We start from the raw sequence: 23,020 nt of genomic DNA, 5'->3' as shown, positions 1-23,020 counted from the left end.
GGGTGGGAGTTCCACCGCAATCACCCGTGCCCAAGGTTGGTCAGGCCAGGCGGGCCGTACCTCTGCCGATTGTGAGAGGGAGGTCGAGGATTGTCCGGATGCCAGGGGACGCCGCGCAGACCGAGGCGATCGAGTTGACCGCGTGTGCGGCCGCGCCCGCCAAGCCGTGGCTGACCTCGTCGATGGTGAGGGCGATCGTCGGGCGGCCCTCGATGTGGATGGCGAAGCCGGGGTCGGCCCAGCGGCGGACCTTGGTGGCGTCGGCTTTGTAGACGCATTCGACGGTCATGAAGGGGCGGCCGCGGATGAGGCCGGAGAAGGTCCAGCGGGAGGCGCAGACGGTGTCGGGGAGGACGGTGCCTGCGGCGATCTCGAACTCCTCGGTGGCCAGTTCGAACTCGTCGCTCTCCTCGATCTCGTCCAGCCGTACATTCAAGGCGGTCGTGACGAGCTGGACGCTTTCCGCGAACAGGGCGCGCTGGAAGGCGCGGAACGGGCGGACGGCGGCGGCGTAGTCCTTGGCGGAGCGGGTGAAGCCGATCAAGTCGGTGACGATCTGGCGGGACGGGTGGCCGCGGTAGTCGGAGGATTCGCGGACGTAGATGTGGTCGAGGCGGCTGGAGAGGCCGGTCAGGGTCAGCGGGAGGAGGTCGCTGATGAAGCCGGGGTTGATGCCGGTGCCGTGCAGGGTGGCACCGCCTTCCGCGCAGGCGGCTTCGAGGCGTTCGACCACGCCGGGGCCGTACGCCGCGGGATAGACGAAGCCGGTCGTGGTGATCACGTTCTTGCCGGACGCGAGGAGCGCGCAGATCGTCTCGACGTCGGTGGCGTGGTCGCCGCCGAAGTAGGAGGCGGGGAGGGGCATGTGCAGGACGCAGTCGGCGTCCAGGGACAGGACGCGGTCCACGTCATCGGTGCATTCGACGCCGACCGGGTCCAGGCCCACCAGGGCGCCCGCGTCCAGGCCGACCTTGTCGGGGTCGTAAACGAGAACGCCCGCGAGTTCGAACTCCGGGCGGGTGATGACGCTTCGCAGGGCGTAGCCGCCTACTGCTCCGGTGGCCCATTGGACCACGCGCAGACGGGGCATGCAGAGCCTCCAGGCAAAGGGGGAAGTCAGGGCGGAGGCCATGCTTGGGAGGGGTGTCGCCGGTGACCCCACGCCCGGGCGAAGCCGAAACTATAGCAGGAATTTACTCGTCCGATCACTATCCGCAACGACCCATTTGTAGGGCCCACAGCCCTTGATAAAGTGCACCCTGACTAGAATGTTGTTCTCTTCTGAAGGGTGGGCCCATGTCCGATCTCAGGTTCGACGGGAAGGTCGCGGTCGTCACCGGTGCCGGGCACGGACTCGGGCGGGCGCACGCGCTGCTCCTGGCCGAGCGCGGGGCAGCGGTCGTCGTCAACGACCTGGGCGGCGCCCTGGACGGCTCGGGCGCCTCGGCCGGCCCCGCGGCCGAGGTGGTCGAACTCATCACCAAGAACGGCGGCTCGGCCGTCGCCAACGCCGACAACGTGGCCACCCCCGAAGGCGCGGACGCGATCGTCCAGGCCGCGATCGACGCCTTCGGGCGGGTCGACGTGGTCGTCAACAACGCCGGCATCCTGCGCGACAAGTCCTTCGGCAAGATGTCGGTCGAGGAGTTCGACTCCGTCCTCGCCGTCCACGTCCGCGGCTCCTACCTGGTCAGCCGGGCCGCGTTCCCGCACATGAAGGAGCAGGCGTACGGCCGGATCGTCAACACCTCCTCACCCGCGGGACTGTTCGGCAACTTCGGCCAGGCCAACTACTCGACCGCCAAAATGGGCCTGGTCGGCCTCACCAAGACCATCGGCATCGAAGGCGCCCGCGCCAACATCAAGGCCAACGCCATCGCCCCCATCGCCTGGACCCGGATGACCGAGGCCCTGCTGCCGGCCGAGTTCGAAGCCAAGTTCACCGTCGAGGCGATCAGCCCGCTGGTCGCCTTCCTCGCCCACGAATCCTGCGAGAGCACCGGCGAGGTCTTCAGCGTCGGCGGCGGCCGCGTCGCCCGGGTGTTCGTGGCGGAAGGCCCCGGCTGGCGCACGGACGACCTCACCATGGAGTCCATCCGCGACAACTGGCCCACCATCATGACCGAACAGCCCTACCTCCAGCCGACCACCCTCGGCCAGCAGGCCAGCGCCTCGATGAAGGCAATGCTCTAGTACGGCTGAGTCAGCGTCATCGGCGTCCGAGCGACCTCCAGGGCACGCTCGGGAAATCGCGGCCCGGCGAGATAGGCGCGGGCACGGGTGCGCCCGACCGGGGTGAGCACCCCGGCCGCCACCAGCTCACGCAGATCTCGCTGAGCCTGCTGAAGACTGAGCCCTTCGGCGTTCTCATACCGGGAACGCCGAACCCGGCCAAACATCGCGACGTCGTGGAGCGCGGAGACGATCCGCTGGTCGGCGGCGGTGCTCTCGGCGAACTCGGACAGGATTCCCCAGATAGCCCGGGACCGGTCGAACCGTCCCTGAACCGTCTGGGCCTGCTGGTGGTACGCGATCAGATTGAACCGGATCCAGCCGGACACGTTCTGGTCGGGTAGGTAGTGCGAGCCGCGCAGGCCGAGTTCGCGGTAGTACTCCCAGGTGTTCCCCGGACGTCCGAGCCAGGCTTCGATGGAGGAGAACTCCGGAGCCAGCATGCCCTCACGCGCGATCATCAGCGTCTGCAGAGAACGGGACATCCGTCCGTTCCCATCCGCCCAAGGACGGACGGAGACCAGGTGCAGATGGGCCATCGCGGCCCGGATCAGCGGGTGGGATCCGTCGTCGGTGTTCAGCCAGTCGACCAGTTCCGCCATCAGGCCCGGCACTTCCGCCGCATCCGGGCCCGTGTACGCGGCGATGCTGCGATCCCGTGGATCCGTGACGTAGACAGGGCCCTTACGCCACTGCCCGGCAGGCCTGCGGCCACTGTGGTGGTGTCCCTGCAGCATCCAGTGCAGTCCGTTGAGCAGCCCCTTGTCGTACCGGAAATCCGTCGCGTCTTGGAGCGTCTGGATATAGGTCATCATCCGCTGGTAGGCGAGGGTCTCCTCGCGATTGACCTCCGAGACCTCCACGTCCCGCTCCCCGGTCATCAGGTCCTCCGCGTCCACGGTGGACACCTGGAAACCTTCGATGGAGTTCGAGGCCGCGACCGCGTCGGCGGTGAGGAACTTTCGCAGGCCCTCCGTCCACCTGGTCGGCGTGCTCCTCAACTGGTGACGCAGCTCGTGCCGCATGGCCTCGATTCCGGCCACAACGCGCTCGTCATCATGCGTGAGGACAGGTGTGGAGAACAGCATGAATCAATGATATTTTGACGTAGTCATTACGTCAACGCTCTACTGTCGTTTCGTTCCCGGTACCAGTGGGGTGGGCCACCACAACGTGGGATTCGGTGTGGGTTACCGGTCGTCGAGTTCGGTGCCGGTGATGTAGGGAGGCCAACTGGTGGTGCAGGGTGCCTGCTGGGCGAGGAGCCAGGTCGCGGCGGTGCGGACCGCTGTGGTGTGTCCGTCGACTGTCCAACCCGGCTGACACGGCGGCAGATAGCAGGGCGAGCGGCCCAGCCATGCACGGCGTTGCATGTCCGGGCCCTTGACGAAACGTGGAGAGCGCCGCTCCAGCGTCAGGCGGGGCCAATGATGACGAAGACCCTGCTGTGCCGCCTGTCCGCTGTGATCATGGCCGGAAGGTTGGGGCTTCCCGCTGGGTGAACTTCGATGCGCAGACCGGCCAGCATGTCACGGGAACAGCCCCAGGCACGGACCCGGCCGGTGACCTCGGCGGCGAGTCGTTGACCGTCGGGCCCGTAGGCGCACGCCCCGAGTTCGACCATCTCCTGGCCGTCTTCGCTGGGGGCGGGACGGCGGATCAGGTAGGCGAACGTGTCGGAGGTGTAGCAGCCCATGCTCCCCCAGGAGTAGATCGGGTTGACCAGACCCGCCTCCCTCACACGGGACAGCACGATGATCCGGCAGACCTCAGCGGAGGCCCCGGCAAGCCAGAAATCCAGGTGCACCAGCGGCTTCCACGGCACCACCACCCCCGACCAGGCCAGGACCGGCGAGGCATCGAGGGCTGAGGCGAGCGCGTCCACGTCGACCGGCCGACCGTCATCAACGCGGATCCGCACCCCCCTGTTCGGGGGGAGTTCGAGGTTGAGTTCCTCGACGGCGCCGGGCCCCCGCATCGGCATGAACCCGCATTCCTCGATCGACACGCTCCGCCAGACCTGGCCGTCGAGCTCCAGCGCCACCGCCCGGGTCACGCCCCGGATCCGCAACGGCACGACCAGTCGGCCGCCTGGCGCCAGCTGCTCCCGCCAGGAGGGCGGCGCATCCCACGCGCCTGCCGTCACGATAATCCGGTCATACGGTGCGTTTGCAGCGTGGCCGTCCGCGCCGTCGCCGTGGCGGACCAGGACCCGGTCGTAGCCCGCCGCCGCCAGGCCGCGCCGGGCTTCTTCCACGATCTCCGGGCCGATGTCGATCGTGGTCACTGACCCGGACGGGCCGGCGAGTTCAGCCAGGCAGGCCGCGTTGTACCCGGTGCCCGCACCGATCTCCAGCACCCGGTCGCCGGGCCGCACATCCAGCTGCTCCAGCATCGCCGCGACCACCCCGGGACCGGACGCCGAGCTGATCGCGACCCCGTCCTCATCCCGGAATGTGACCACCGACTCCGGCCCGTACGCCCGTTCCAGAGATGCCTCGGGCACGAACAGGTGCCGGGGAACCGCCCGCATCGCGGCCTCCACCGCCGCCGTGCGCACCCCACCCCAGCTCCGCAGCGTGTCGACCATCGCCTTGCGCAGGGCCTCGGAGGAAGCGGCGGGTGGGATGGTCGAAGCCGTGTCGATACCCATGCCGCCAGCGTATTGTTCCCGGACCTGGGCGGTGGCGCTTGCGCGCCGCACGCGACGATCTCCTGCTCCTTTTCGGCCCTGACCATCCCGAGACTCAAGAAGTCGGGGAGATGCTCAGGCACCTCGGTGGGTTGTGAGCCCGTCCATTCGAAAGCGCGACAACGTCGCGAAGCCCGTGCGAGGGTAAAGCGCTTTCTCCTCGGGAGGGATACCTGGCCGTGGTGCCCCGAGCCTTGGTCTCATCAGGTCTTCGAGTCCGTGAAACCCGACGTGGAACCCCGGATCAACGGGGTTGGCGCTTGGCGGCGAGCAGCCAGTCAAGTGTGTTCTGAGCCAGAGCCTCCTCAGCGATCTGCTTGGCGGAGGCCGTGGTCAGCCCGGCGAGTGAGCTTGCGATCCAGTCCTGTACGTTCGCGTGCCCTTGGTCTTGGTATTCACGTGCTTGGAAGAGGCATTCGAGCTTGTCGGCATCGCGAGCGCACCGGGCTTCAAGGGTCTCGCCGCCCTCGAACTCGGCGACGGCCGATTTGATCATCTCGGCCACGGCCGGGGGAAGGGGAGCGACCTGATCGGCGGTGACGGCCGCGTTGCCGACGGCGGTCACATACCGCTTGGTGAGATGCGGGATGTCGGTGGTGCGGGTCTCCTGGGAGTCATGCCACAGCGCGAGGAAGCCGGCCCGCTGGCAGTCGGCGCCCTCCATGGCGGCGAGCACAGATGCCATGACGGAAACACGGTAGGAGTGATCGGCGACAGACTCGGGCAAGGGAACCCCGACCGTGGACCAGCCGGTCCGCTTGAACCTCTTGAGCAGCCCGATCTCGTAGAGGAAAGCGGTGATCTTTCGCGCCTGGTCGCTCATGCCCATCCCGTCGCCGTGGTCATCACGGTGTCGCGATCGCGACGCCGTACCTGAGCGCCTCCAGCTCGCGCCGGGTTCGCGCGCTCACCGGACTCTCATCCAGCAACCGACCGATGCGCATCTTCAGCTCATCTCTGATCTTTCTTTCACGTAACAGGTCCGGTCTCACATGTACCAGCGCCCAAAGGGTGTGAACGTTCAGTTCGACGAATCCCAGTTCGCTGTCGAGTCGACTGAGAAGGTGACGCATCAGCTTCTTGCCGTCCCAGTGTTAGGCGACTCTTCCTGTGAGCACGTGAGAGCGCTTTCGCGCCATCGCGGATGGGGACCGGTGACCTTCGACGAGCTCTTCGCCCTGTTCGATGCGGCGCGCTCCGCGGTCCCGTCGCTGCCTCGCCGTTCCGGCCGATCGTTTCTGTCCATCGTGCACGGGTCGGAGCGATCATGACAGCTGGTGATACCCAGACCGCCTCCCAGTGGATGGGCGGCCGAGCTGGGCCGTCCTGAGAATGCGCTGCCGAGAGATCGTCGAGGATCTGGCCGGGCAGATCGCCGACGGTGAGCTCGCCGCAGGGGCCCGGATCGCCAGTACCCGAAAATTGCGGGACACCTATGACATTCCCGGTTCGGCCGCCCGTCGTATCCAGCGTGAGCTGGCCGATCGGAGGTTCATCCGACGGGTGCCGGGCCTGGGCTACGTCGTCGGCGTGCCCGATGCCACACCCGTGCCGCCGCGTGACGACGATCCGGACGCGCTCACCTGGTTAGTCGCCGGGCCGGGCGGCCAGCGCCCCATCCCCAGCGCGGATGTGCTGCTGACGAAACCGCACGCCGACACGGACACCATCACCGCACTCACCCCTGGCGGCGCTCTCACCGGCCCCGCCGTCATCGAACGGGACGTCAGCACCTGTGTGTTCAAGCAGGTCGCCGACGTCATGGCCGGACGGATCGCCACGGGGGAGTTCCCCGCCGGTGAGCGGTTCGCCAGTACGGCCGCGCTCCGGCGGGAGTTCGCGATCTCCGACGCCACCGCCGGCAGGGCACTACGGGAACTGACCGACCAGGGCCTGATTCATACGGTGCCCGGCCGCGCCAGCTTCACCGGCCCCGCGAGTGCCGGGCATCTCCGCCCGCTCTATCAGCGGATCGCCGCCGACCTGGCTGGGCAGATCTACGCCGGGGTGATCCCGGTCCACCACCCGATCCCGGTACGCGACGATCTGAAAGCCCGGCACGGCGTCTGCGACCACACCATCCGCCAAGCGGTGGCCTTGCTGAAGTCCCTCGGCTGGGTGATCGCAGTACCGTACCGGCGTCCCGTGGCCGCGCCGCCCAAGCACTGGCCGGTACCCCACACGTGAACTCCCTCCTCGCTGCCCGGAGCAGAGGAGCCCCGGCCGTGGTGGCCGGGGCTCCTCTGTCATCGGTTAGGTGCCGTAGACCTCGAAGGCGAAGAGCGAGTAACCCCAGGCCGTGGCTCTGGTGGTGCCGTTGATGCGGACATATCTGGTCGAGGCCGACAGGCCGGTGTGGTCGTCGATGCCGCCGTTCTCACCGGTGACCGACTTGATGGTCGTCCAGGTTGTGCCGTTGGGGGAGGTCTGGATCTGGTAGGCCGACCCGTAGGCCGCCTCCCAGGACAGGCGCACCCTGCTGACGGTGTAGGTCTGGCCCAGGTCGACCTGGATCCACTGGGGGTCGGCGAAGGCGCTGGCCCAGCGGGTGGTGGCCGAGGCGTCCACCGCGTTCGAGGCGGGGAAGGTGGCGTTCTCCACGCTGGAGGCCACGGCCGGCTTGTTCAGGGCCACGTTGGTCGGGGCGGGCTGGCCGCCGGAGCCGTACACCTCGAACTCCCAGAGGGAGTAGCCCCACGCGGTGGCGCGGGTGGTGCCGAGGATGCGGACGTATCTCGCCGTTCCGGTCAGGCCGGTGTGGTCGTCGATGCCGCCGTTCTCGCCGGTGACCGTCTTGAGGGTGGTGAAGGCGGCGCCGTCGGTGGAGGTCTGGATCTGGTAGGCGGAGCCGTAGGCGGCTTCCCAGTTCAGCCGGACCCGGTTGATGTTGTAGGTCTGGCCCAGGTCGACGGTGATCGACTGGGGGTCGGCGAAGGCGCTGGCCCAGCGGGTGGTGGCGACACCGTCCACCGCGTTGGCGCCGACGTAGGCGGCCTCGGTGCTGGTGACCGTCACCGGCTTGTTGAGCGCCAGGTTGGCGCCGACCGGGGGAGAGGGCGACGGCGACGGCGACGGGGAGGGTGAAGGCGACGGTGACGGCGAGGGCGACACGACGGGGCCGGTGTTGAGGGTGAACTCGTCGATGTCGTACAGGCCGCTGCCGGTGCCCTTGAAGACCAGGAACAGTTCCTGGGTGCCCGCCGGCGGGGTGATCGTGCCGGTCACGTTCTGGAAGACCGCGTACCCGCCGGTGGCCGGGACCGTGGCCGAGCCGACCAGCTGGCCGGTCGGTGAGCCGACCCGCAGTTCCAGGGTGTTGCCCGCGGTCGGCGCGCCGACCCGGGCGGTGAACGAGGTCACCCCGGTCAGGTTGTACGGCTTGAACGAGATCCAGTCGTTGTTCTCGATGAACCCGACCGCCCGGCCGCCGTTCGCGCTGGCCGGCGCGCTGATCTGGACGCCGCTCATGGCGCCGAAGTGCTCGGCCTGGCGGATCTTGGGCTGGATGATGGCCTGGGTGTGGGTGGTGAGCGCGGCCTGGCCGCCGCCGCCGTTGTCGGTGTATTCGGCGTCGATCACGCCGAAGATGTTGGCGGCCGTGTCGTGCTCGCCGTCGGCGGTGGTCTGCAGGGTGCCGGTGCAGCCGTTGGCGCTGGTGATCGGGTGCCCGTGCGAGTCGTGGCCGAGGATGTAGCTGACCTTCACCCGGGCGCAGTTGATCGTGCCGTCCTGCGGGTCGGTCACGGTCACCTGGAACGGGATGGTGTCCCCGAAGGAGAACACCCGCCCGTCCAGCGGCGCCTGGATGGTCACCGTCGGCGCGGTGTTGCCGACCGTGATGACCACGCTGGCGGTGCCGGTCTTGCCGGTGGTGTCCCGCGCGGTCAGCGTGGCGCTGTAGGTGCCGTTGGTGTTGTACGTGAACGACGGGCTGGCCGCCGTCGAATCGGTGGAGCCGTTGCCGTCGAAGTCCCACGCGAACGTCATCGGGTCGCCGTCGGGGTCCACCGTGCCGGCCGAGGAGAACGTCACCGCGAGCGGCGCGAGCCCGGAGGTCCGGTTGGCGGTCACGACCGGCGCGGGGGCCTGGCCGTTGCGGGCGTACTCGATCCGGTAGAGGCCGGAGTTGGCGTCGCCGTTGAACCAGCCGGTGCCGTAGTCCAGGACGTAGAGCGCGCCGTTCTTGCCGAACTCCATGTCCATGATCTGGGTGCCCGTCCACGGGAACGGGGTGATCGTGAGCGGGGCGCCGGCGCTGTCGATGGTCACGTTCTTGATCCACCGGCGGCCGAACTCGCCGGCGAAGAAGGTGCCGTCGAAGTAGCGCGGGAAGGCGATCGGCGAGGTCGACGCGGGGTCGTACCGGTAGACCGGGCCGCCCATCGGGGACAGGCCGCCGCCGCCCAGCTCGGGCGGGGTGGAGCCGGTGTAGGGGATCCAGCCGCGCTGCGACGGCGGCAGCGTCGGGATGCCGGAGTTGTTGGGCGAGTTGTTGGCCGGGCCGCCCGCGCAGTTGTACTTCGCGCCGGACGGGCCGGACGGGAAGGTGTACTCGTTGTAGGCGTCGTTGAAGCTCGAACAGTACGGCCAGCCGTAGAACCCCGGCTGGGTGATCCGGGCGAACTCGACCTGCCCGGCCGGGCCGCGGTTCGGGTCGGTGGTGCCGGAGTCGGGGCCGTAGTCGCCCAGGTAGACGATGCCGGTGCCCTTGTCGACGCTCATCCGGAACGGGTTGCGGAAGCCCATCGCGTAGACCTCGGGGCGGGTCCGCGCCGTCCCGGGCGCGAACATGTTGCCCGGCGGGATGGTGTAGGCGGGGGTGCCGGTCGCGGTCGGCTTGATCCGCAGCACCTTGCCGCGCAGGTCGTTGCTGTTGGCGGAGGTGCGCTGCGCGTCGTAGGCCGGGTTGCGGTCGGCGCGCTCGTCGATCGGGGCGTAGCCGGCCGAGTCGAACGGGTTGGTGTCGTCGCCGGTGGACAGGTAGAGGTTGCCCGCCGAGTCGAAGTCGATGTCGCCGCCGACGTGGCAGCACATGCCGCGGCTGGTGGGCACGTCGAGCACGGTCCGCTCGGAGGCGGGGTCGATCGTGTTGTCGGCCCGTACGGTGAACCGGGACAGGCGGTTGACCCCGTTGAACGGCGCGAAGGAGGCGGCGGTCCCGGTGCTGGGCGCGTCACCGCCCGGCGTGGTCAGCGGCGGCGCGTAGAACAGGTAGATCCACCGGTTGGTGGCGTAGCCGGGGTCGGCCGCGATGCCCTGCAGGCCCTCCTCGTCGTGGCTGTAGACGGCGAGGGCGCCGGCCACCTTGGTGTTGCCCGCGTTGTCGGTGTAGCGGACCGTGCCGTTGCGCGCGGTGTGGAAGACGCCGCCGTCGGGGAGCACGGTCAGGCTCATCGGCTCGCCGACCTCGTCGACGCCCTTGGCCAGCGCGACCTGCTGGAAGTTGGAGTTGACGGTGCCGCCGCACTCGCCGGTGACGAAGCCCGCGGCGGTCCTGATGCCGCCGAGCAGGTGCTGCCGGAAGTTGGTCTCGGTGTAGGACTCGTCGGTGTGGCCGCCGCCGGTGTACCAGGAGCGCCCGCCGTCGTAGTTCTGGCACCAGGCGATCGGGTGGTCGATGCCGTTGCCGCCGCCGGTGTAGCTGGTCTCGTCCAGGGTGGCCAGCACGTGCACCTTGCCGCGCGGGTTGGCCTGGTAGTTGTACCACTCGTCGAACCGGCTCCAGCGGTGCGGCAGGTGCGCGGTGGACGGGTGCACCCGGTCGGCGACCTTCACGGTCGCCTGCTGGGGGGCGGGGTGGGAGGCGAAGTAGGCGCCGACCAGGCCGCCGTACCAGGGCCAGTCGTATTCGGTGTCGGAGGCGGCGTGCACGCCGACGTAGCCGCCGCCGGCTTCGATGTAGCGCTCGAAGGCGGTCTGCTGGGCCGCGTTGAGCACGTCGCCGGTGGTGGACAGCCAGATGACGGCCTTGAACCTGGCCAGGTTGGCCTCAGTGAACTGGGCGGCGTCCTCGGTGGCCTCGACCGCGAAGTTGTTGGCCGTGCCCAGCTGCTGGATCGCGGTGATGCCGGGGCCGATGGAGCTGTGCCGGAAGCCGGCGGTCTTGGAGAAGACCAGGACGGTGAAGTCGGGTGCGGCGAAGGCCGGGGGGCTCGCCACGGTGATCCCGGTCAACACGAGCAGGGCGCTCAGGAGTATCCGGGATAACAGGCGGGGCAATGGGCGCACGACGATCCTTTCGGAACGGGACGCGTGCGCCGAACGCGACCAATGAGGGAGCGCTCTCTTACTCTGGCCAACGTGCCACGGTGCCCAGAATGGAGGCGTTCGCCGACATTGTTGCTAGGATGTTGCCGTTGCGTCAAGTGCCTGTTATCCAGGGCTAGAGAGCGCTCTCAGACGCTGACCGTGAGGTCTACCGCCTCCGGCGCCAGCACGGCCTCGATGACCATCACCGCCGCTCCGATCACGCCCGCCCGGTCGCCCAGCTCGGTCGCCCGGATGCTGAGGTGCTGGGTGGCCAGCGGCAGCGACCGGCTGTAGATGACCTCGCGGACCCCGGCCAGCACGTGCTCGCCCGCCTCCGCGATGTCGCCGCCGATCACTATCACTGACGGGTTGAAGAAGTTCACGATGGAGGCCAGCACGTCGCCGATCTCCCGCCCGGCCTGCCGGATGTACTGCACGGCCTGGGTGTTCCCGGCGCGCACCAGGCCCACCACGTCCCGGCTGTTCTCGGCGGGGATCCCGGCGTTGCGCAGCTGCGAGGCGACGGACGCGCCGCCCGCCACCGCTTCCAGGCAGCCGGTGTTGCCGCAGCGGCAGATCACTTCGGCGGCGGAGGTGACCCGGATGTGACCGATGTCACCCGCGGCTCCCTGCGCGCCCCGGTGCAGCCGGCGCTCCGAGATGATCCCGCAGCCGATGCCGGTGCCGATTTTCACGAAGACCAGATGCTCGACCTCGGGCCGGGCCGCCCAGTGTTCGCCCAGGGCCATGATGTTGACATCGTTGTCTACCAGAACGGGCGCGCCGAGGCGCGAGCCCAGCCACTCCGGGACCGGGAAGCCATCCCAGCCGGGCATTATCGGCGGATTGACCGGCCGGCCCGACGAGTGCTCTACCGGGCCGGGTAAGCCGACGCCGACCCCGCACAGCTGCCCGCCGGTCTCGGCCAGCAGCTCCTTCAGGGTGTCCACCAGCCAGCCCAGCGTCGCCTCAGGGCCGCGGTCTATCGGGAGGTCAGCGGTCTTCTCGACGAGTACTGTGGAAGCGAGATCGGTGACCGCGACCCGGGCATGGGTGGCACCAAGATCCGCCGCGGCCACCACCCGAGCCCCCTGATTGAAGGCGAAGGCGGTCGCGGGCCGCCCCCCGGAGGAGATCGAGTCGGTCGCGGGCACGATCCACTGGTGCGTCAGCAGCGCGTCCAGGCGCTGCGAGACCGTGGATCTGGCCAGCCCTGTCAGCTGCACGAGCTCGGCCCGGGTCCGGGCCTGGCCGTCCCGAAGGATCGAGAGCAGTGCTCCCGCGCCGGTGACAGAACCGGTCGGCTCGCTCAGCATCCCCTGTGTCAACCTCGCCTCCTTTCGCCTAGTCGATGATTCCAGATCTCATTATGACATCATGCCATCGACTTTTGCTTGACCGTCAGCATAAGTCCTCTCTAGCATCCGGAAATATGGAAGACATAAGCCGGGAACAGTCGGATAGCTCCTCGCTGCTACAGATGCGCGGGATCGTCAAGCAGTTCCCCGGAGTGCGCGCCCTGGACGGCGTCGACCTCGACGTCCGCGCCGGCGAGGTGCACTGCCTCCTCGGCCAGAACGGGGCGGGCAAGTCGACCCTGATCAAGGTGCTGGCCGGCGCCCACCAGCCGGACACCGGCGAGGTGCTCCTCGGCGGCGAGGCGGTCAAGCTGGCCAACCCCACCGCCGCCATGCGGCAGGGCATCGCCACCATCTACCAGGAGCTCGACCTGGTCGACGGCCTCAGCGTGGCGGAGAACATCTTCCTCGGCCACGAGCAGGCCACGTTCGGCTTCACCAGGCGCGGCGAGATGTTCGCCGCCACCCGCAAACTTCTCGCCAGGCTCGGCCATGGCGAGATCCGTCCCAGCACCGAAGTGGGCCGCCTGTCGCCCGCCGGCAAGCAGGTCGTCAGCATGGCGCGCGCCCTCTCCCACGAGGCACGCCTGATCGTCATGGACGAACCGTCGGCGGCGCTGGCGCACGACGAGGTGACCAACCTGTTCCGGATCATCCGGGAACTGACCAGCCAGGGTGTCGCGGTGGTCTACATCTCGCACCGGCTGGAGGAGATCCGGGAGATCGGCGACCGGGTCACCGTGCTGAAGGACGGCAGAACCGTGGCGGTCGGCCTGCCCGCCCGTACCACGCCGACCGCCACCGTCGTCTCCCTGATGACCGGCCGCAACGTCGAGTACGTCTTCCCGCCCCGCCCGACCGGCGGCTTCGGCGACGAGGTGCTCAAGGTGGAGGACCTGACCGTCCCCGGCGTGGTGTCCGGCGTCTCGTTCACCGTACGGGCGGGGGAGATCGTCGGCCTGGCCGGTCTGGTCGGCTCCGGCCGCTCGGAAATCATGGAAGCCGTGTACGGCGCCCGCCGGGCCACCGGCAAGGTCACCCTCAACGGCCGGCCCGTCAAACTCGGCGACACCTCCCACTCGGTCCGCATCGGCATGGGCCTGGCCCCGGAAGAGCGCAAAGCTCAGGGCCTGCTCCTGGACCAGAGCGTGGCGCGCAACATCACCCTGGCCAGCCTGGGCCGCTACTCGCGGTTCGGCTGGCTCAACAGGAAGCTGGAGAACGCCGAGGCCGAACGCCTGGTCAAGGCGCTGGACATCCGGCCGCCCGACCCGAACCGCCCGATCAAAACGCTCTCAGGCGGCAACCAGCAGAAGGCGGTGCTCGGCCGCTGGCTGGTCGAGGGCCGCAAGCTGCTGCTGCTGGACGAGCCCACCAGAGGCGTCGACGTGGGCGCCCGCGCCGAGCTCTACGCGCTGGTCAGAAGGCTGGCCGACGAAGGCGTCGGGGTCCTGCTGGTCTCCAGCGAAGTGCCAGAGGTGCTCGGCCTGGCCGACCGCGTGCTGGTCGTCAGGGAGGGCCGGATCGTGCACGAGGCCCCCGCCACCGAGCTCGACGAGCACCACGTCCTCGACCTCGTCATGGACGCCACCCCGTCCCATGGCTGATATCGCTTACATCCGACCTCAGGAGTTCGTCTGATGACCGAGGTGAATCCGCAGAAAGTCTCCGCGCCGGAGGCCGATGAACAGGCGCGGGTGGAGGCGGCCGCCGTCGCGCCCTCAGGACCGGGGGCCGGACGGCTGGCCCTGGGCAGAATCACGGGAGCCCGCCATCTCGGCCTGGTGGTCGCGCTGGCGCTGCTCGCCATCGTCGGCCTGATCACCGCCCCCGAGACCTTCGCCACCACGTCCAACATGGTCAGCCTGCTGGCCCTGGCCGCCACCATCGGCGTCATCACGGTCGGCATGACCTTCGTCATCATCGGCGGCGGCATCGACCTGTCGGTGGGCGCGATCATGGCGCTGGCCTCGGTCTGGGCGACCACCCTGGCCACCCAGGCGTACGGGCCTGTGGTGATGGCGATCTGCGCCATCGTCGTCGGCACCGGGGCCGGCCTCCTGAACGGCTTCCTGATCTCGTACGGCCGGATGGTGCCCTTCATCGCCACCCTGGCCATGCTGGTGGCCGCGCGCGGCCTGGCCCAGCGCATGTCCGAGCGGCGGACCCAGCTGGTCAGCCAGGACAACGGCGCGCTGGTCGAGCTGTCCACCACCCGGGTGCTCGGCCTGCCGCTGCTGGTCTACATCTTCGCCGTGATCGTGGCCCTCGGCTGGCTGATCCTCAACCGCACCACCTTCGGCCGCCGGACGTACGCGGTCGGCGGCAACCCGGAGGCGGCCCGGCTGGCCGGCATCAACGTCCGCCGCCACACCATGCTGCTGTACGGCCTGTCCGGCCTGTGCTGCGGCATCGCCGCGGTGATCATCATGGCCCGCACCACCACCGGCTCCTCGACCCACGGCGACCTGTACGAGCTGGACGCCATCGCCGCCGTCATCATCGGCGGCACGCTCCTCACCGGCGGGCGCGGCACGATCATCGGCTCCATCCTCGGCCTGCTGATCTTCACCGTGATCACCAACCTGTTCATCCTGAACGGGCTCAACACCAGTGACCAGCTCATCGCCAAGGGCCTGATCATCGTCGTCGCCGTGCTCCTGCAGCGACGCAGTCTGCAAACAGCTACCTAGCTATCGCATCCTCCATCGCCTTCAACGGGCCCTGGGATCCACCCCTGGCCCTGATTCCTTACTGCCTGACAAAAACACAAAGGGAGAACACCATGGCCCAGAACCCGGGTCGCCGCGGATTCCTCGTCGGCGGAGCGGTCATCGGCGTCGGCGCTCTGGCGGCGGCGTGCACCAGCAACGAGCCGGCCGCGGCCCCGAGCGCCACCGCTCCCGCCGCGCCGGTCCCCGCCGCCACCGGCGGCAACGACGCCCCCGGCACCAAGGTCGTCATCGGCTTCTCTGCCCCCGCCGCCGACCACGGCTGGATCGCCGCCATCGCCAAGAACGCCGAGGCCGCGGCCAAGCAGTACAGCGACGTCGAGTTCAAGCCGGTCGAGCCGACCAACGACATCAACGTGCAGATCTCCGCGGTCGAGTCGCTGATCCAGCAGAAGGTCAACGTCATCGTCATGCTGCCGAACGACGGCCAGCAGCTCAACCAGGTGGCCCGCCAGGCCACCGACGCCGGCATCCCGGTCGTCAACCTGGACCGCATCTTCCCGGACAAGCTGTCGTACCGTACCTGGATCGGTGGCGACAACTACGGCATGGGCGTCGCGGCCGGCCACTACATCGGCAACAAGCTCAAGACCGCCGGCACCACCAACCCGGTCATCCTGGAGATCCAGGGCATCGCCACCCTGCCGCTGACCCAGGACCGCAGCAAGGGCTTCGAGGACGCGCTCAAGTCCTACGGCTTCAGCGTGACCGCCAAGCAGGACGCGCAGTTCACGGTGGAGTCCGGCACCGAGGTGGCGAGCAACCTGCTGCAGGCGCACGCCAAGATCGACGCCATCTGGAACCACGACGACGACCAGGGCATCGGCGTGCTGGCCGCCATCAAGGAAGCCAACCGCAGCGAGTTCTTCATGGTCGGCGGCGCCGGTTCCGCCAACGCCATGCGGGACATCCAGGCCGGCGCCAGCGTCCTTGAGGCGACGGTCACCTACAGCCCCACGATGGCCTCCTCGGCGATCAAGCTGGCTCGCCTCATCGCGCAGGGCAAGGGTATGAGCGACCTGCTGGAGAACCAGGTCCCGCAGTCCATCACACTGGCCTCCGAGACCATCACCAAGGAGAACGTGGACCAGTACCTGCCGCTGGGCTTCGAGTCGTGAAGCAGCCAATCGGGGTCGGCATGGTGGGGTACGCGTTCATGGGACGCGTGCACTCCCAGGCCTGGCGCAGTGTCGGAGCATTCTTCGACCTGCCCCTCTCGCCGTCGATGGCGGTGCTGTCCGGCCGGTCGGCCGACCGGACAGCCGGCGCGGCCGAGTCACTCGGCTGGGCCGCCGTCGAGACGGATTGGAAGGAGCTGGTCAAGCGCGACGACGTGCAGCTGGTCGACATCTGCACGCCGGGCGACTCGCACGCCGAGATCGCCATCGCCGCGCTGGAGGCCGGTAAGCACGTGCTCTGTGAGAAGCCCCTGGCCAACACGGTCGAGGAGGCCGAGGCGATGGCCGCCGCGGCCCGCGCCGCGGCGGCCAGGGGTGTGCGCAGCATGGTCGCGTTCAACTACCGCCGGGTGCCGGCCATCGCGCTGGCCCGCCAGCTGGTGGCCGAAGGCCGGCTCGGCCAGATCCGGCACGTCCGGGCCCAGTACCTGCAGGACTGGATCGTCGATCCGGAGTTCCCGCTGGTCTGGCGGCTGCAGAAGGACAAGGCCGGGTCCGGCGCGCTGGGTGACATCGGCGCGCACATCGTGGACACCGCCCAGTTCATCCTGGGCGACCTGCTGACCGGCGTCTCGGCCATCACGGAGACGTTCATCACCGAGCGCCCGCTGGCCGACGACTCGGCCGGGCTCTCCGCGGCGGGCAGCGCGGCGGCCACCGGTCAGGTCACGGTCGACGACGCCGCGCTGTTCACCGGCCGCTTCGCGGGCGGGGCGCTGGCCTCGTTCGAGGCCACCCGGTTCGCCACCGGCCGCAAGAACGCGCTGCGGATCGAGGTCAACGGTTCGCTCGGCAGTATCGCGTTCGACTTCGAGGCGATGAACGAGCTGTGGTTCCACGACCACGCGCTCACGGCCGAGGAGAGCGGCTTCCGGCGTGTCCTGGTGACCGAGGGCGGGCATCCCTACGCGGGGGCCTACTGGCCGCCCGGCCACGGCCTCGGCTACGAGAACACCTTCACCAACGAGATCAAGGACTTCCTGGAGGCGATCGCGGGCGGGTACGACCCCGCCCCGTCGTTCGAGGATGGCCTGCAAGTGCAGCGCGTGCTCGCGGCGGTCGAGCGCAGCGCCGCAGAAGAGAGTAGATGGACCGCCATATGAGCTCGGGGGTCCGCCAGCCTGCCGCCCGGAACGCGTCCTGGTCAGGGCGCCCGGTTCCACGCCGCGCCGAAGCGCGGAACCGGGCGGGTGCCACCCGACCCGACCGGGCGGCAGGCTCAACCTTTCACGGAAGAGGAGAAGTGGGATGACGCGACCGATCACTCTGTTCACCGGCCAGTGGGCCGACCTGCCCTTCGAAGAGGTGTGCCGGCTGGCCGCCGAGTGGGGGTATGACGGCCTGGAGATCGCCTGCTGGGGCGACCACTTCGAGGTGGACCGGGCGCTCGCCGAGCCCGACTACGTCACCCGCAAGCTGGAGACCCTGGACAAGCACAACCTCAAGGTCTGGACGATCTCCAACCACCTCGTCGGCCAGGCCGTCTGCGACAGCCCGATCGACGAGCGGCACAAGGGCATCCTGCCCGGCCGCCTGTGGTCGGACGACGCCGAGACGGTGCGCCGCAACGCCGCCGAGGAGATCAAGAACACCGCCCGCGCGGCGGCCAAGCTGGGCGTCAACACCGTGGTCGGGTTCACCGGCTCGTCGATCTGGCACACCCTCGCGATGTTCCCGCCGGCCTCGGCGGCGATGATCGAGGCGGGCTACCAGGACTTCGCCGACCGGTGGAACCCGATCCTGGACGTCTTCGAGGCCGAGGGCGTGCGGTTCGCGCACGAGGTGCACCCGAGCGAGATCGCCTACGACTACTACACGACCGTGAAGACGCTGGAGGCCATCGGTCACCGCGCGTCGTTCGGCCTCAACTGGGACCCCTCGCACATGGTCTGGCAGGAGCTGGACCCGGCGAACTTCATCCTGGACTTCGCCGACCGGATCTACCACGTCGACTGCAAGGACGCCAAGGTCCGCTCGCGGGACGGCCGCCGCGGGCGGCTCGGCTCGCACCTGCCCTGGGCGGACCTGCGCCGCGGCTGGGACTTCGTCTCGACCGGGCACGGCGACGTGCCGTGGGAGGACTGCTTCCGCGCGCTCAACGCGATCGGCTACGAAGGACCGATCTCGATCGAGTGGGAGGACGCGGGCATGGACCGGCTGGACGGCGCCCCCGAGGCGCTCGGCTACATCACCCGGCTCAACCGGATCACCCCGCCGACGGCGTCTTTCGACGCCGCCTTCTCGTCGGAGTGACCACTTTTGTGATCCCATAGACGGGTACGGCCTGCGTCTCAGGTCAGGGGCGCAGGCCGTATCTCACCAGCAAGCCGATTCAGTCGACTCAGTCGATGACGACGATCTGACGCAGGACCTCGCCGCCCTTGAGGTTGGCGACCGCGTCGTTGAGGTCGGCCAGCCGGATCCTGGAGCTGATCATGCTGTCCAGGTCGAGCTTGCCCTCCTTGTAGAGATTCGCGAAGTACGGGAAGTCGCGCCGCACGTCGGCGCCGCCGTACAGCGAGCTGAGCAGGTTCTTGCCCTCGAAGAGCAGGCTGAAGGCGTTGAACGGGACGGTGTCGTCCATCGCGCCCGCGCCGACCACGATGACGTCGCCGCCGCGCCTGGTGGCCTGCCAGGCCGTCATGATGGCCTGGGACTTGCCGACCACCTCGAAGCCGTAGTCGAAGCCCTGGCCGCCGGTGACGGCGCCCAGCGTCTCCATCAGCTGGTCGGGGGTGCAGGCGTGGGTGGCGCCGACCTTCCTGGCCAGCTCGTGCTTGGACGCCAGCGGGTCGATGGCCAGGATCGTGGTCGCGCCGGAGACGCGGGCGCCCTGGATCACCGACAGGCCGACGCCGCCGCAGCCGACCACGGCCACCGTCGAGCCGGGCCTGACCTTCGCGGTGTTGAGCACCGCGCCGACGCCGGTGGTGATGCCGCAGCCGATCAGCGCGGCCGCCTCGAACGGGACGTCGGGGTCGACCTTGATCGCGGCCTGCCAGGGCAGCACGACCTCCTCAGCCCAGGTGCCGCAGCCGGCCATCCCGAACGCGGACTTGTCGCCGTCGAACCGGAAGCCGGCGTGCGAGTAGCCGCGGATCACGTACGTCAGGCACAGGAACGGCTGGTTCCGCACACAGCTCGCGCAGCTGCCGCAGGCGGGCGTCCAGCTGATGATGACGTGGTCGCCGGGCTGCACGGTGGTGACGTGGTCGCCGACCTCCAGCACCTCGCCCGCGCCCTCGTGGCCCGGGATGAGCGGCACCGGCATCGGCAGGACCCCGGACATCGCCGACAGGTCGGAGTGGCAGACCCCGGTGGCCCGGATCCGGATCCGCACATCGGTGGGGCCGACCGGCGCCAGCGTGAGATCGTCGCGGATGTCGAGCTTGTCGTCACCGATCGCGTGCAGCATTGCGCCGCGCATGGAACCTCCTGGGGTGGGTTAATCCTCTTCGAGGGAGAGGGCTGCCTTCGGGCAGGAGCGCACCGCGTGCCGGACCCGGTCCTGCACCTCGGCGGGCGGGTTGGGCAGCAGGACGTGCAGATTGTCGTCGTCGTCCACGTCGAAGACCTCCGGGGCGAGGCCGGCGCAGACCGCGTTCGCCTCGCACACGTCGTAGTCCACGATTACTTTCATCACGTCTCCCTCAAGCCAGTTTGCGGTGATCCCAGGAGACTACGCGGGTTGGTTCGACGACGAATGCCAGCCGTTTGCGGCCGGTGTGCTCGACGTATTCCCTGAGCTGCTCCACGTCCGCGAGACCCGTCATGCGGCGGGTGACGTCCATGCCGACGGCCAGGATGTCCTGGGGGTTGTCGATCAGTTCCGCCTTGCCGTACACGAGGGCGCCTCTGAGTTCGAAATAGTCGTCGCCGGTCTCGACCAGGCAGGTGACCCGGGAGTCGCGGGCGATGTTCTTGGTCTTCTGGGCCTTGTGGTAGGTCCAGAAGGTCAGCCGTCCGCCGGACAGGCCGTAGAACATGGTGACGAGGTGCGGAGTCCCGTCCGGGTTGATCGTGGCGAGCTGGAGTTTGCGGGAGTCCCGCAGCAGCGCCGCCACCTCCTCCTCGTCCATCGCGATCCGAGCACGCTGATTCACGCAGCAAAGTAGAACACGTTCCAGAACGCCGGACAAGAGGTCGGGTAGCCTTCCTCGATGACCGCAATGCCCCCCGAACTCCGCTTCGCGGCCGAACGCGCCAAAGGCTTCATGCCCGCCGCCGAAGGCCGGGCCCTGTTCGACATCGCCTGTAAGTACGCCGCACTCGGCCCGCTCTGCGAGATCGGCACCTACTGCGGCAAGTCCGCCATCTACCTGGGCGCGGCGGCCCGGCTGGGCGGCTCAGTGCTCTTCACGGTGGACCACCACCGGGGCTCGGAGGAGATCCAGCCCGGCTGGGCCCATCACGACCCCACCCTGGTGGATCCCCGCTTCGGCAAGATGGACTCGCTGCCCTTCTTCCGGGCCGCCATCGCCTCCGCCGGGCTTGAGGACGAGGTGGTGGCCATCGTGGGCGCGTCCGTGACCGTCGCCCGGTACTGGAACACCCCGCTGGCCCTGCTCTTCATCGACGGCGGCCATTCCGAGGACCCGGTGACCCACGACTACGAGGGCTGGGCCCCGCACGTCATCGTCGGCGGTGCGTTGATATTTCACGACATCTATCCGAACCCCAAGGACGGCGGCCAGGCCCCCTTCCACGTCTACCAGCGCGCACTCGCCTCCGGAGAGTTCGCCGAGGTGGGCGTCGAAGGATCGCTGCGCACACTAGAACGGATCCGCTGAGCTAGAGGCTGGGCACCCGTTCGCAGCCGCAGCCCGTGGGGGCGCGGTCGGCGGCGTGTTCGCCCGCGTCACGGAAGATGGACGCGCCGCCGGTGCTGCCGGAGAGCGCGTCCGCGGCCAGGATGACGGCCGCCGCCGTGTAGGCGGAGCGTTCGTGCGGGAAGTGCTTCTCGTTCACGAACTGCCAGCCGGTCCAGTAGGAGCCGTCGTCGTGGCGTAGGTGCTGCATGTCGGTGAAGAGCTTCAGGGCCCGCTCCCGGTCGCCGGCGGCGTCCAGGGCCAGCACCAGCTCGCAGGACTCGGCGCCGGTCACCCAGGGCTGGTCGGAGACGCAGCGGATGCCCAGTCCCGGCACCACGAAGACGTCCCACTCCTCCTCGATCCTGCGGGTGGCCCGGGAGCCGCGGACCGCGCCGCCGAGCACCGGGTAGTACCAGTCCATCGAGAAGCGGCTCTTGTCGGCGAACGCCTCCGGGTGCTCGCGCAGGACGTGGCCGAGGTGGTCGGCGGCGAGCTCCCACTCCGGGCGGGGGTCGCCCAGGCGTTCGGCCAGCGCGACGCCGCAGCGCAGGCCCTGGTAGACCGAGGAGCAGCCGGTGAGCAGGGCGTAGGGGGCCGGGTCGCCGTGCGCGTCGCGTTCCCAGACGATCTCGCCGCGCCGGGTCTGCAGGCCGACCACGAAGTCCAGGGCGCGGGCGACCACCGGCCACATCGCGCGGGCGAACGCCTTGTCGCCGGTGACCAGCAGGTCGTGCCAGACGCCGACGGCCGCGTACGCGGCGTGGTTGGACTCGCCGCCGCCCTCCAGGGGGACGCCGTCGCGGAGTTTCATCGGCCAGGAGCCGTCGGCGCGCTGGTGCCGTACCAGCCAGGAGAAGCCCTGCCTGGCCTGCGCGCGCAGGCCCGCCGCGGTGAGCGCCATCAGGCATTCGACGTGGTTCCAGGCGTCCACGTGGCCCTCCGGCCACGGGATGCCGCCGTCGGCGTCCTGGATGGCCGCGATGCTCTCCGCCGTGCGCCGCACCTGCTCGGCGCTGATCACGCCGGGTACGGCCGGGATCATGCGGGCTTCCGGCCGTAGACCACCACGCTCTTGCCGATCAGCGGGTTCAGCACGGCCTCCGCGATCCGGGTCGCGGCGGGCCGCTTCATGATGTCCCAGACCAGCAGTTCGTGGTACGCCTTCGCCAGCGGGTGCCGGTCGTCGTTCACCCCGACCGCGCACTTGATCCACCAGTACGGCGTGTGCAGCCCGTGCGCGTGATGATGCCCGCCGACCTCCAGCCCGGACGACTTCAGCTTCGCCCGTAACTCCGCCAGGGTATAAATCCGGATATGTCCGCCGGGGGCGGTGTGGTAGTCCTCCGACAGCGCCCAGCACACCCGCTCCGGCAGGAAACTCGGCACGGTCACCGCCAGGCGCCCGCCCGGCTTCAGCACCCGGACGATCTCCCGCATCGCGGCCAGGTCATCCGGAATGTGCTCCAGCACCTCCGACGCGATCACCCGGTCGAAGTGCCCGTCAGGGAACGGCATGGCCAGCGCATCCCCCACCACGGTCTCGGCGACGGTGCCCCCCGGGACCTCGCCCTCCTTGTCCATGGCCGCGAACATCGCGGCCACCTTCTCCATCTCGCCCGCGTCCAGGTCGAACGCGACCACGTCGGCTCCCCGGCGCAGCACTTCGAAGGCGTGCCTTCCGCCGCCCGCGCCCAGGTCCAGGACACGATTACCCGGCCCCACCGGCAGCTTGTCGAAGTCGACGGTCAGCACGTGCACCCTCCAGATA

At 69.1% G+C, this 23,020-nt stretch carries 20 protein-coding genes; 8 read left to right on the top strand and 12 right to left on the bottom strand.

Annotated features, from left to right (window positions below):
• Positions 1 to 40 precede the first annotated feature (40 nt).
• Positions 41 to 1,090 (bottom strand): NAD(P)H-dependent amine dehydrogenase family protein, encoded by a 1,050-nt coding sequence (locus tag Acor_RS10620; RefSeq protein ID WP_155336398.1) that lies wholly within the window; start codon positions 1,088 to 1,090, stop codon positions 41 to 43.
• Positions 1,091 to 1,296: 206 nt separating this feature from the next.
• Between Acor_RS10620 and Acor_RS10615 the strand changes: the two genes are divergently transcribed.
• Positions 1,297 to 2,193, top strand: a complete 897-nt coding sequence (locus Acor_RS10615) for an SDR family oxidoreductase (protein ID WP_155336397.1) — start codon at positions 1,297 to 1,299, stop codon at positions 2,191 to 2,193.
• Here Acor_RS10615 and Acor_RS10610 read toward each other — a convergent pair.
• The 4 genes from Acor_RS10610 to Acor_RS10595 all read right to left on the bottom strand — a co-directional run bounded on the left by Acor_RS10610 (position 2,190) and on the right by Acor_RS10595 (position 5,997).
• Positions 2,190 to 3,320 (bottom strand): Fic family protein, encoded by a 1,131-nt coding sequence (locus Acor_RS10610; protein ID WP_155336396.1) that lies wholly within the window; start codon positions 3,318 to 3,320, stop codon positions 2,190 to 2,192. The genes Acor_RS10615 and Acor_RS10610 overlap by 4 nt on opposite strands.
• Before the next feature lie 326 nt (positions 3,321 to 3,646).
• Positions 3,647 to 4,885, bottom strand: coding sequence for a methyltransferase, FxLD system (fxlM, locus tag Acor_RS10605; RefSeq protein ID WP_155336395.1), 1,239 nt, complete (start codon positions 4,883 to 4,885; stop codon positions 3,647 to 3,649).
• Between the two features lie 283 nt (positions 4,886 to 5,168).
• The gene (locus Acor_RS10600; RefSeq protein WP_155336394.1) at positions 5,169 to 5,747 is read right to left on the bottom strand and encodes an HD domain-containing protein; all 579 of its coding nucleotides are present in this window, start codon (positions 5,745 to 5,747) and stop codon (positions 5,169 to 5,171) included.
• 22 nt (positions 5,748 to 5,769) lie between these two features.
• The gene (locus tag Acor_RS10595) at positions 5,770 to 5,997 is read right to left on the bottom strand and encodes a hypothetical protein (RefSeq protein ID WP_155336393.1); all 228 of its coding nucleotides are present in this window, start codon (positions 5,995 to 5,997) and stop codon (positions 5,770 to 5,772) included.
• Positions 5,998 to 6,256: 259 nt separating this feature from the next.
• On the opposite strand from Acor_RS10595, the gene Acor_RS10590 reads away from it, so the two are divergent.
• Positions 6,257 to 7,111, top strand: coding sequence for a GntR family transcriptional regulator (locus tag Acor_RS10590; RefSeq protein WP_155336392.1), 855 nt, complete (start codon positions 6,257 to 6,259; stop codon positions 7,109 to 7,111).
• Between the two features lie 66 nt (positions 7,112 to 7,177).
• Here Acor_RS10590 and Acor_RS10585 read toward each other — a convergent pair whose 3' ends face one another.
• Entirely contained in the window at positions 7,178 to 11,152 is a 3,975-nt protein-coding gene (locus tag Acor_RS10585) for a ThuA domain-containing protein (RefSeq protein ID WP_281353198.1), read from the bottom strand.
• A gap of 167 nt (positions 11,153 to 11,319) precedes the next feature.
• Positions 11,320 to 12,489 (bottom strand): ROK family protein, encoded by a 1,170-nt coding sequence (locus Acor_RS10580; RefSeq protein ID WP_155336421.1) that lies wholly within the window; start codon positions 12,487 to 12,489, stop codon positions 11,320 to 11,322.
• A 116-nt stretch (positions 12,490 to 12,605) separates the two neighbouring features.
• On the opposite strand from Acor_RS10580, the gene Acor_RS10575 reads away from it, so the two are divergent.
• The 5 genes from Acor_RS10575 to Acor_RS10555 all read left to right on the top strand — a co-directional run bounded on the left by Acor_RS10575 (position 12,606) and on the right by Acor_RS10555 (position 18,694).
• On the top strand, positions 12,606 to 14,138 hold the full coding sequence (locus Acor_RS10575; RefSeq protein ID WP_155336391.1) for a sugar ABC transporter ATP-binding protein: 1,533 nt from the start codon (positions 12,606 to 12,608) through the stop codon (positions 14,136 to 14,138).
• Positions 14,139 to 14,171: 33 nt separating this feature from the next.
• Entirely contained in the window at positions 14,172 to 15,224 is a 1,053-nt protein-coding gene (locus Acor_RS10570) for an ABC transporter permease (protein WP_155336390.1), read from the top strand.
• A 92-nt stretch (positions 15,225 to 15,316) separates the two neighbouring features.
• Positions 15,317 to 16,381, top strand: coding sequence for a substrate-binding domain-containing protein (locus tag Acor_RS10565; protein WP_155336389.1), 1,065 nt, complete (start codon positions 15,317 to 15,319; stop codon positions 16,379 to 16,381).
• On the top strand, positions 16,378 to 17,544 hold the full coding sequence (locus Acor_RS10560; RefSeq protein WP_246238554.1) for a Gfo/Idh/MocA family protein: 1,167 nt from the start codon (positions 16,378 to 16,380) through the stop codon (positions 17,542 to 17,544). Before Acor_RS10565 ends, Acor_RS10560 begins: the two co-directional genes overlap by 4 nt.
• A 145-nt stretch (positions 17,545 to 17,689) precedes the next feature.
• Positions 17,690 to 18,694 carry a sugar phosphate isomerase/epimerase family protein gene (locus tag Acor_RS10555; RefSeq protein WP_155336388.1) on the top strand — a complete coding sequence of 335 codons (1,005 nt, stop codon included), beginning with the start codon at positions 17,690 to 17,692 and terminating at the stop codon, positions 18,692 to 18,694.
• Positions 18,695 to 18,782: 88 nt separating this feature from the next.
• Here Acor_RS10555 and Acor_RS10550 read toward each other — a convergent pair whose 3' ends face one another.
• Genes Acor_RS10550 through Acor_RS10540 form a run of 3 tightly spaced genes read right to left on the bottom strand, consistent with a single transcriptional unit; the run spans position 18,783 to position 20,544 of the window.
• Positions 18,783 to 19,868 carry a Zn-dependent alcohol dehydrogenase gene (locus Acor_RS10550; protein ID WP_155336387.1) on the bottom strand — a complete coding sequence of 362 codons (1,086 nt, stop codon included), beginning with the start codon at positions 19,866 to 19,868 and terminating at the stop codon, positions 18,783 to 18,785.
• An 18-nt stretch (positions 19,869 to 19,886) separates the two neighbouring features.
• Complete coding sequence (locus tag Acor_RS10545; RefSeq protein WP_155336386.1) at positions 19,887 to 20,081, bottom strand: ferredoxin; 195 nt, start codon at positions 20,079 to 20,081, stop codon at positions 19,887 to 19,889.
• 10 nt (positions 20,082 to 20,091) lie between these two features.
• Positions 20,092 to 20,544: a pyridoxamine 5'-phosphate oxidase family protein gene (locus tag Acor_RS10540; protein ID WP_155336385.1), complete on the bottom strand. Its 453-nt coding sequence runs from the start codon at positions 20,542 to 20,544 to the stop codon at positions 20,092 to 20,094.
• Positions 20,545 to 20,610: 66 nt separating this feature from the next.
• On the opposite strand from Acor_RS10540, the gene Acor_RS10535 reads away from it, so the two are divergent.
• Positions 20,611 to 21,231, top strand: a complete 621-nt coding sequence (locus tag Acor_RS10535) for a class I SAM-dependent methyltransferase (RefSeq protein ID WP_155336419.1) — start codon at positions 20,611 to 20,613, stop codon at positions 21,229 to 21,231.
• Position 21,232: 1 nt separating this feature from the next.
• Here the strand turns inward: Acor_RS10535 and Acor_RS10530 are convergent, their stop codons facing one another.
• On the bottom strand, positions 21,233 to 22,294 hold the full coding sequence (locus Acor_RS10530) for a glucosidase family protein (protein WP_155336384.1): 1,062 nt from the start codon (positions 22,292 to 22,294) through the stop codon (positions 21,233 to 21,235).
• The gene (locus tag Acor_RS10525; protein WP_281353197.1) at positions 22,291 to 23,010 is read right to left on the bottom strand and encodes a class I SAM-dependent methyltransferase; all 720 of its coding nucleotides are present in this window, start codon (positions 23,008 to 23,010) and stop codon (positions 22,291 to 22,293) included. The genes Acor_RS10530 and Acor_RS10525 overlap by 4 nt, the downstream gene beginning before the upstream one ends.
• Between the last annotated feature and the right edge of the window lie 10 nt (positions 23,011 to 23,020).

The sequence above is a fragment of the Acrocarpospora corrugata genome (genome assembly GCF_009687845.1).
GTDB lineage: Bacteria > Actinomycetota > Actinomycetes > Streptosporangiales > Streptosporangiaceae > Acrocarpospora > Acrocarpospora corrugata.
This window is presented reverse-complemented; position numbering and strand designations above follow the sequence as displayed.

Bases quoted from the DNA above. Each gene is read 5' to 3' on its own strand.
- Acor_RS10620 (WP_155336398.1), bottom strand. From the start codon at position 1,090: ATGCCCCGTCTGCGCGTGGTCCAATGGGCCACCGGAGCAGTAGGCGGC.
- Acor_RS10615 (WP_155336397.1), top strand. From the start codon at position 1,297: ATGTCCGATCTCAGGTTCGACGGGAAGGTCGCGGTCGTCACCGGTGCC.
- Acor_RS10610 (WP_155336396.1), bottom strand. From the start codon at position 3,320: ATGCTGTTCTCCACACCTGTCCTCACGCATGATGACGAGCGCGTTGTG.
- fxlM (WP_155336395.1), bottom strand. From the start codon at position 4,885: ATGGGTATCGACACGGCTTCGACCATCCCACCCGCCGCTTCCTCCGAG.
- Acor_RS10600 (WP_155336394.1), bottom strand. From the start codon at position 5,747: ATGAGCGACCAGGCGCGAAAGATCACCGCTTTCCTCTACGAGATCGGG.
- Acor_RS10595 (WP_155336393.1), bottom strand. From the start codon at position 5,997: ATGCGTCACCTTCTCAGTCGACTCGACAGCGAACTGGGATTCGTCGAA.
- Acor_RS10590 (WP_155336392.1), top strand. From the start codon at position 6,257: ATGCGCTGCCGAGAGATCGTCGAGGATCTGGCCGGGCAGATCGCCGAC.
- Acor_RS10580 (WP_155336421.1), bottom strand. From the start codon at position 12,489: ATGCTGAGCGAGCCGACCGGTTCTGTCACCGGCGCGGGAGCACTGCTC.
- Acor_RS10575 (WP_155336391.1), top strand. From the start codon at position 12,606: ATGGAAGACATAAGCCGGGAACAGTCGGATAGCTCCTCGCTGCTACAG.
- Acor_RS10570 (WP_155336390.1), top strand. From the start codon at position 14,172: ATGACCGAGGTGAATCCGCAGAAAGTCTCCGCGCCGGAGGCCGATGAA.
- Acor_RS10565 (WP_155336389.1), top strand. From the start codon at position 15,317: ATGGCCCAGAACCCGGGTCGCCGCGGATTCCTCGTCGGCGGAGCGGTC.
- Acor_RS10555 (WP_155336388.1), top strand. From the start codon at position 17,690: ATGACGCGACCGATCACTCTGTTCACCGGCCAGTGGGCCGACCTGCCC.
- Acor_RS10550 (WP_155336387.1), bottom strand. From the start codon at position 19,868: ATGCGCGGCGCAATGCTGCACGCGATCGGTGACGACAAGCTCGACATC.
- Acor_RS10545 (WP_155336386.1), bottom strand. From the start codon at position 20,081: ATGAAAGTAATCGTGGACTACGACGTGTGCGAGGCGAACGCGGTCTGC.
- Acor_RS10535 (WP_155336419.1), top strand. From the start codon at position 20,611: ATGCCCCCCGAACTCCGCTTCGCGGCCGAACGCGCCAAAGGCTTCATG.
- Acor_RS10530 (WP_155336384.1), bottom strand. From the start codon at position 22,294: ATGATCCCGGCCGTACCCGGCGTGATCAGCGCCGAGCAGGTGCGGCGC.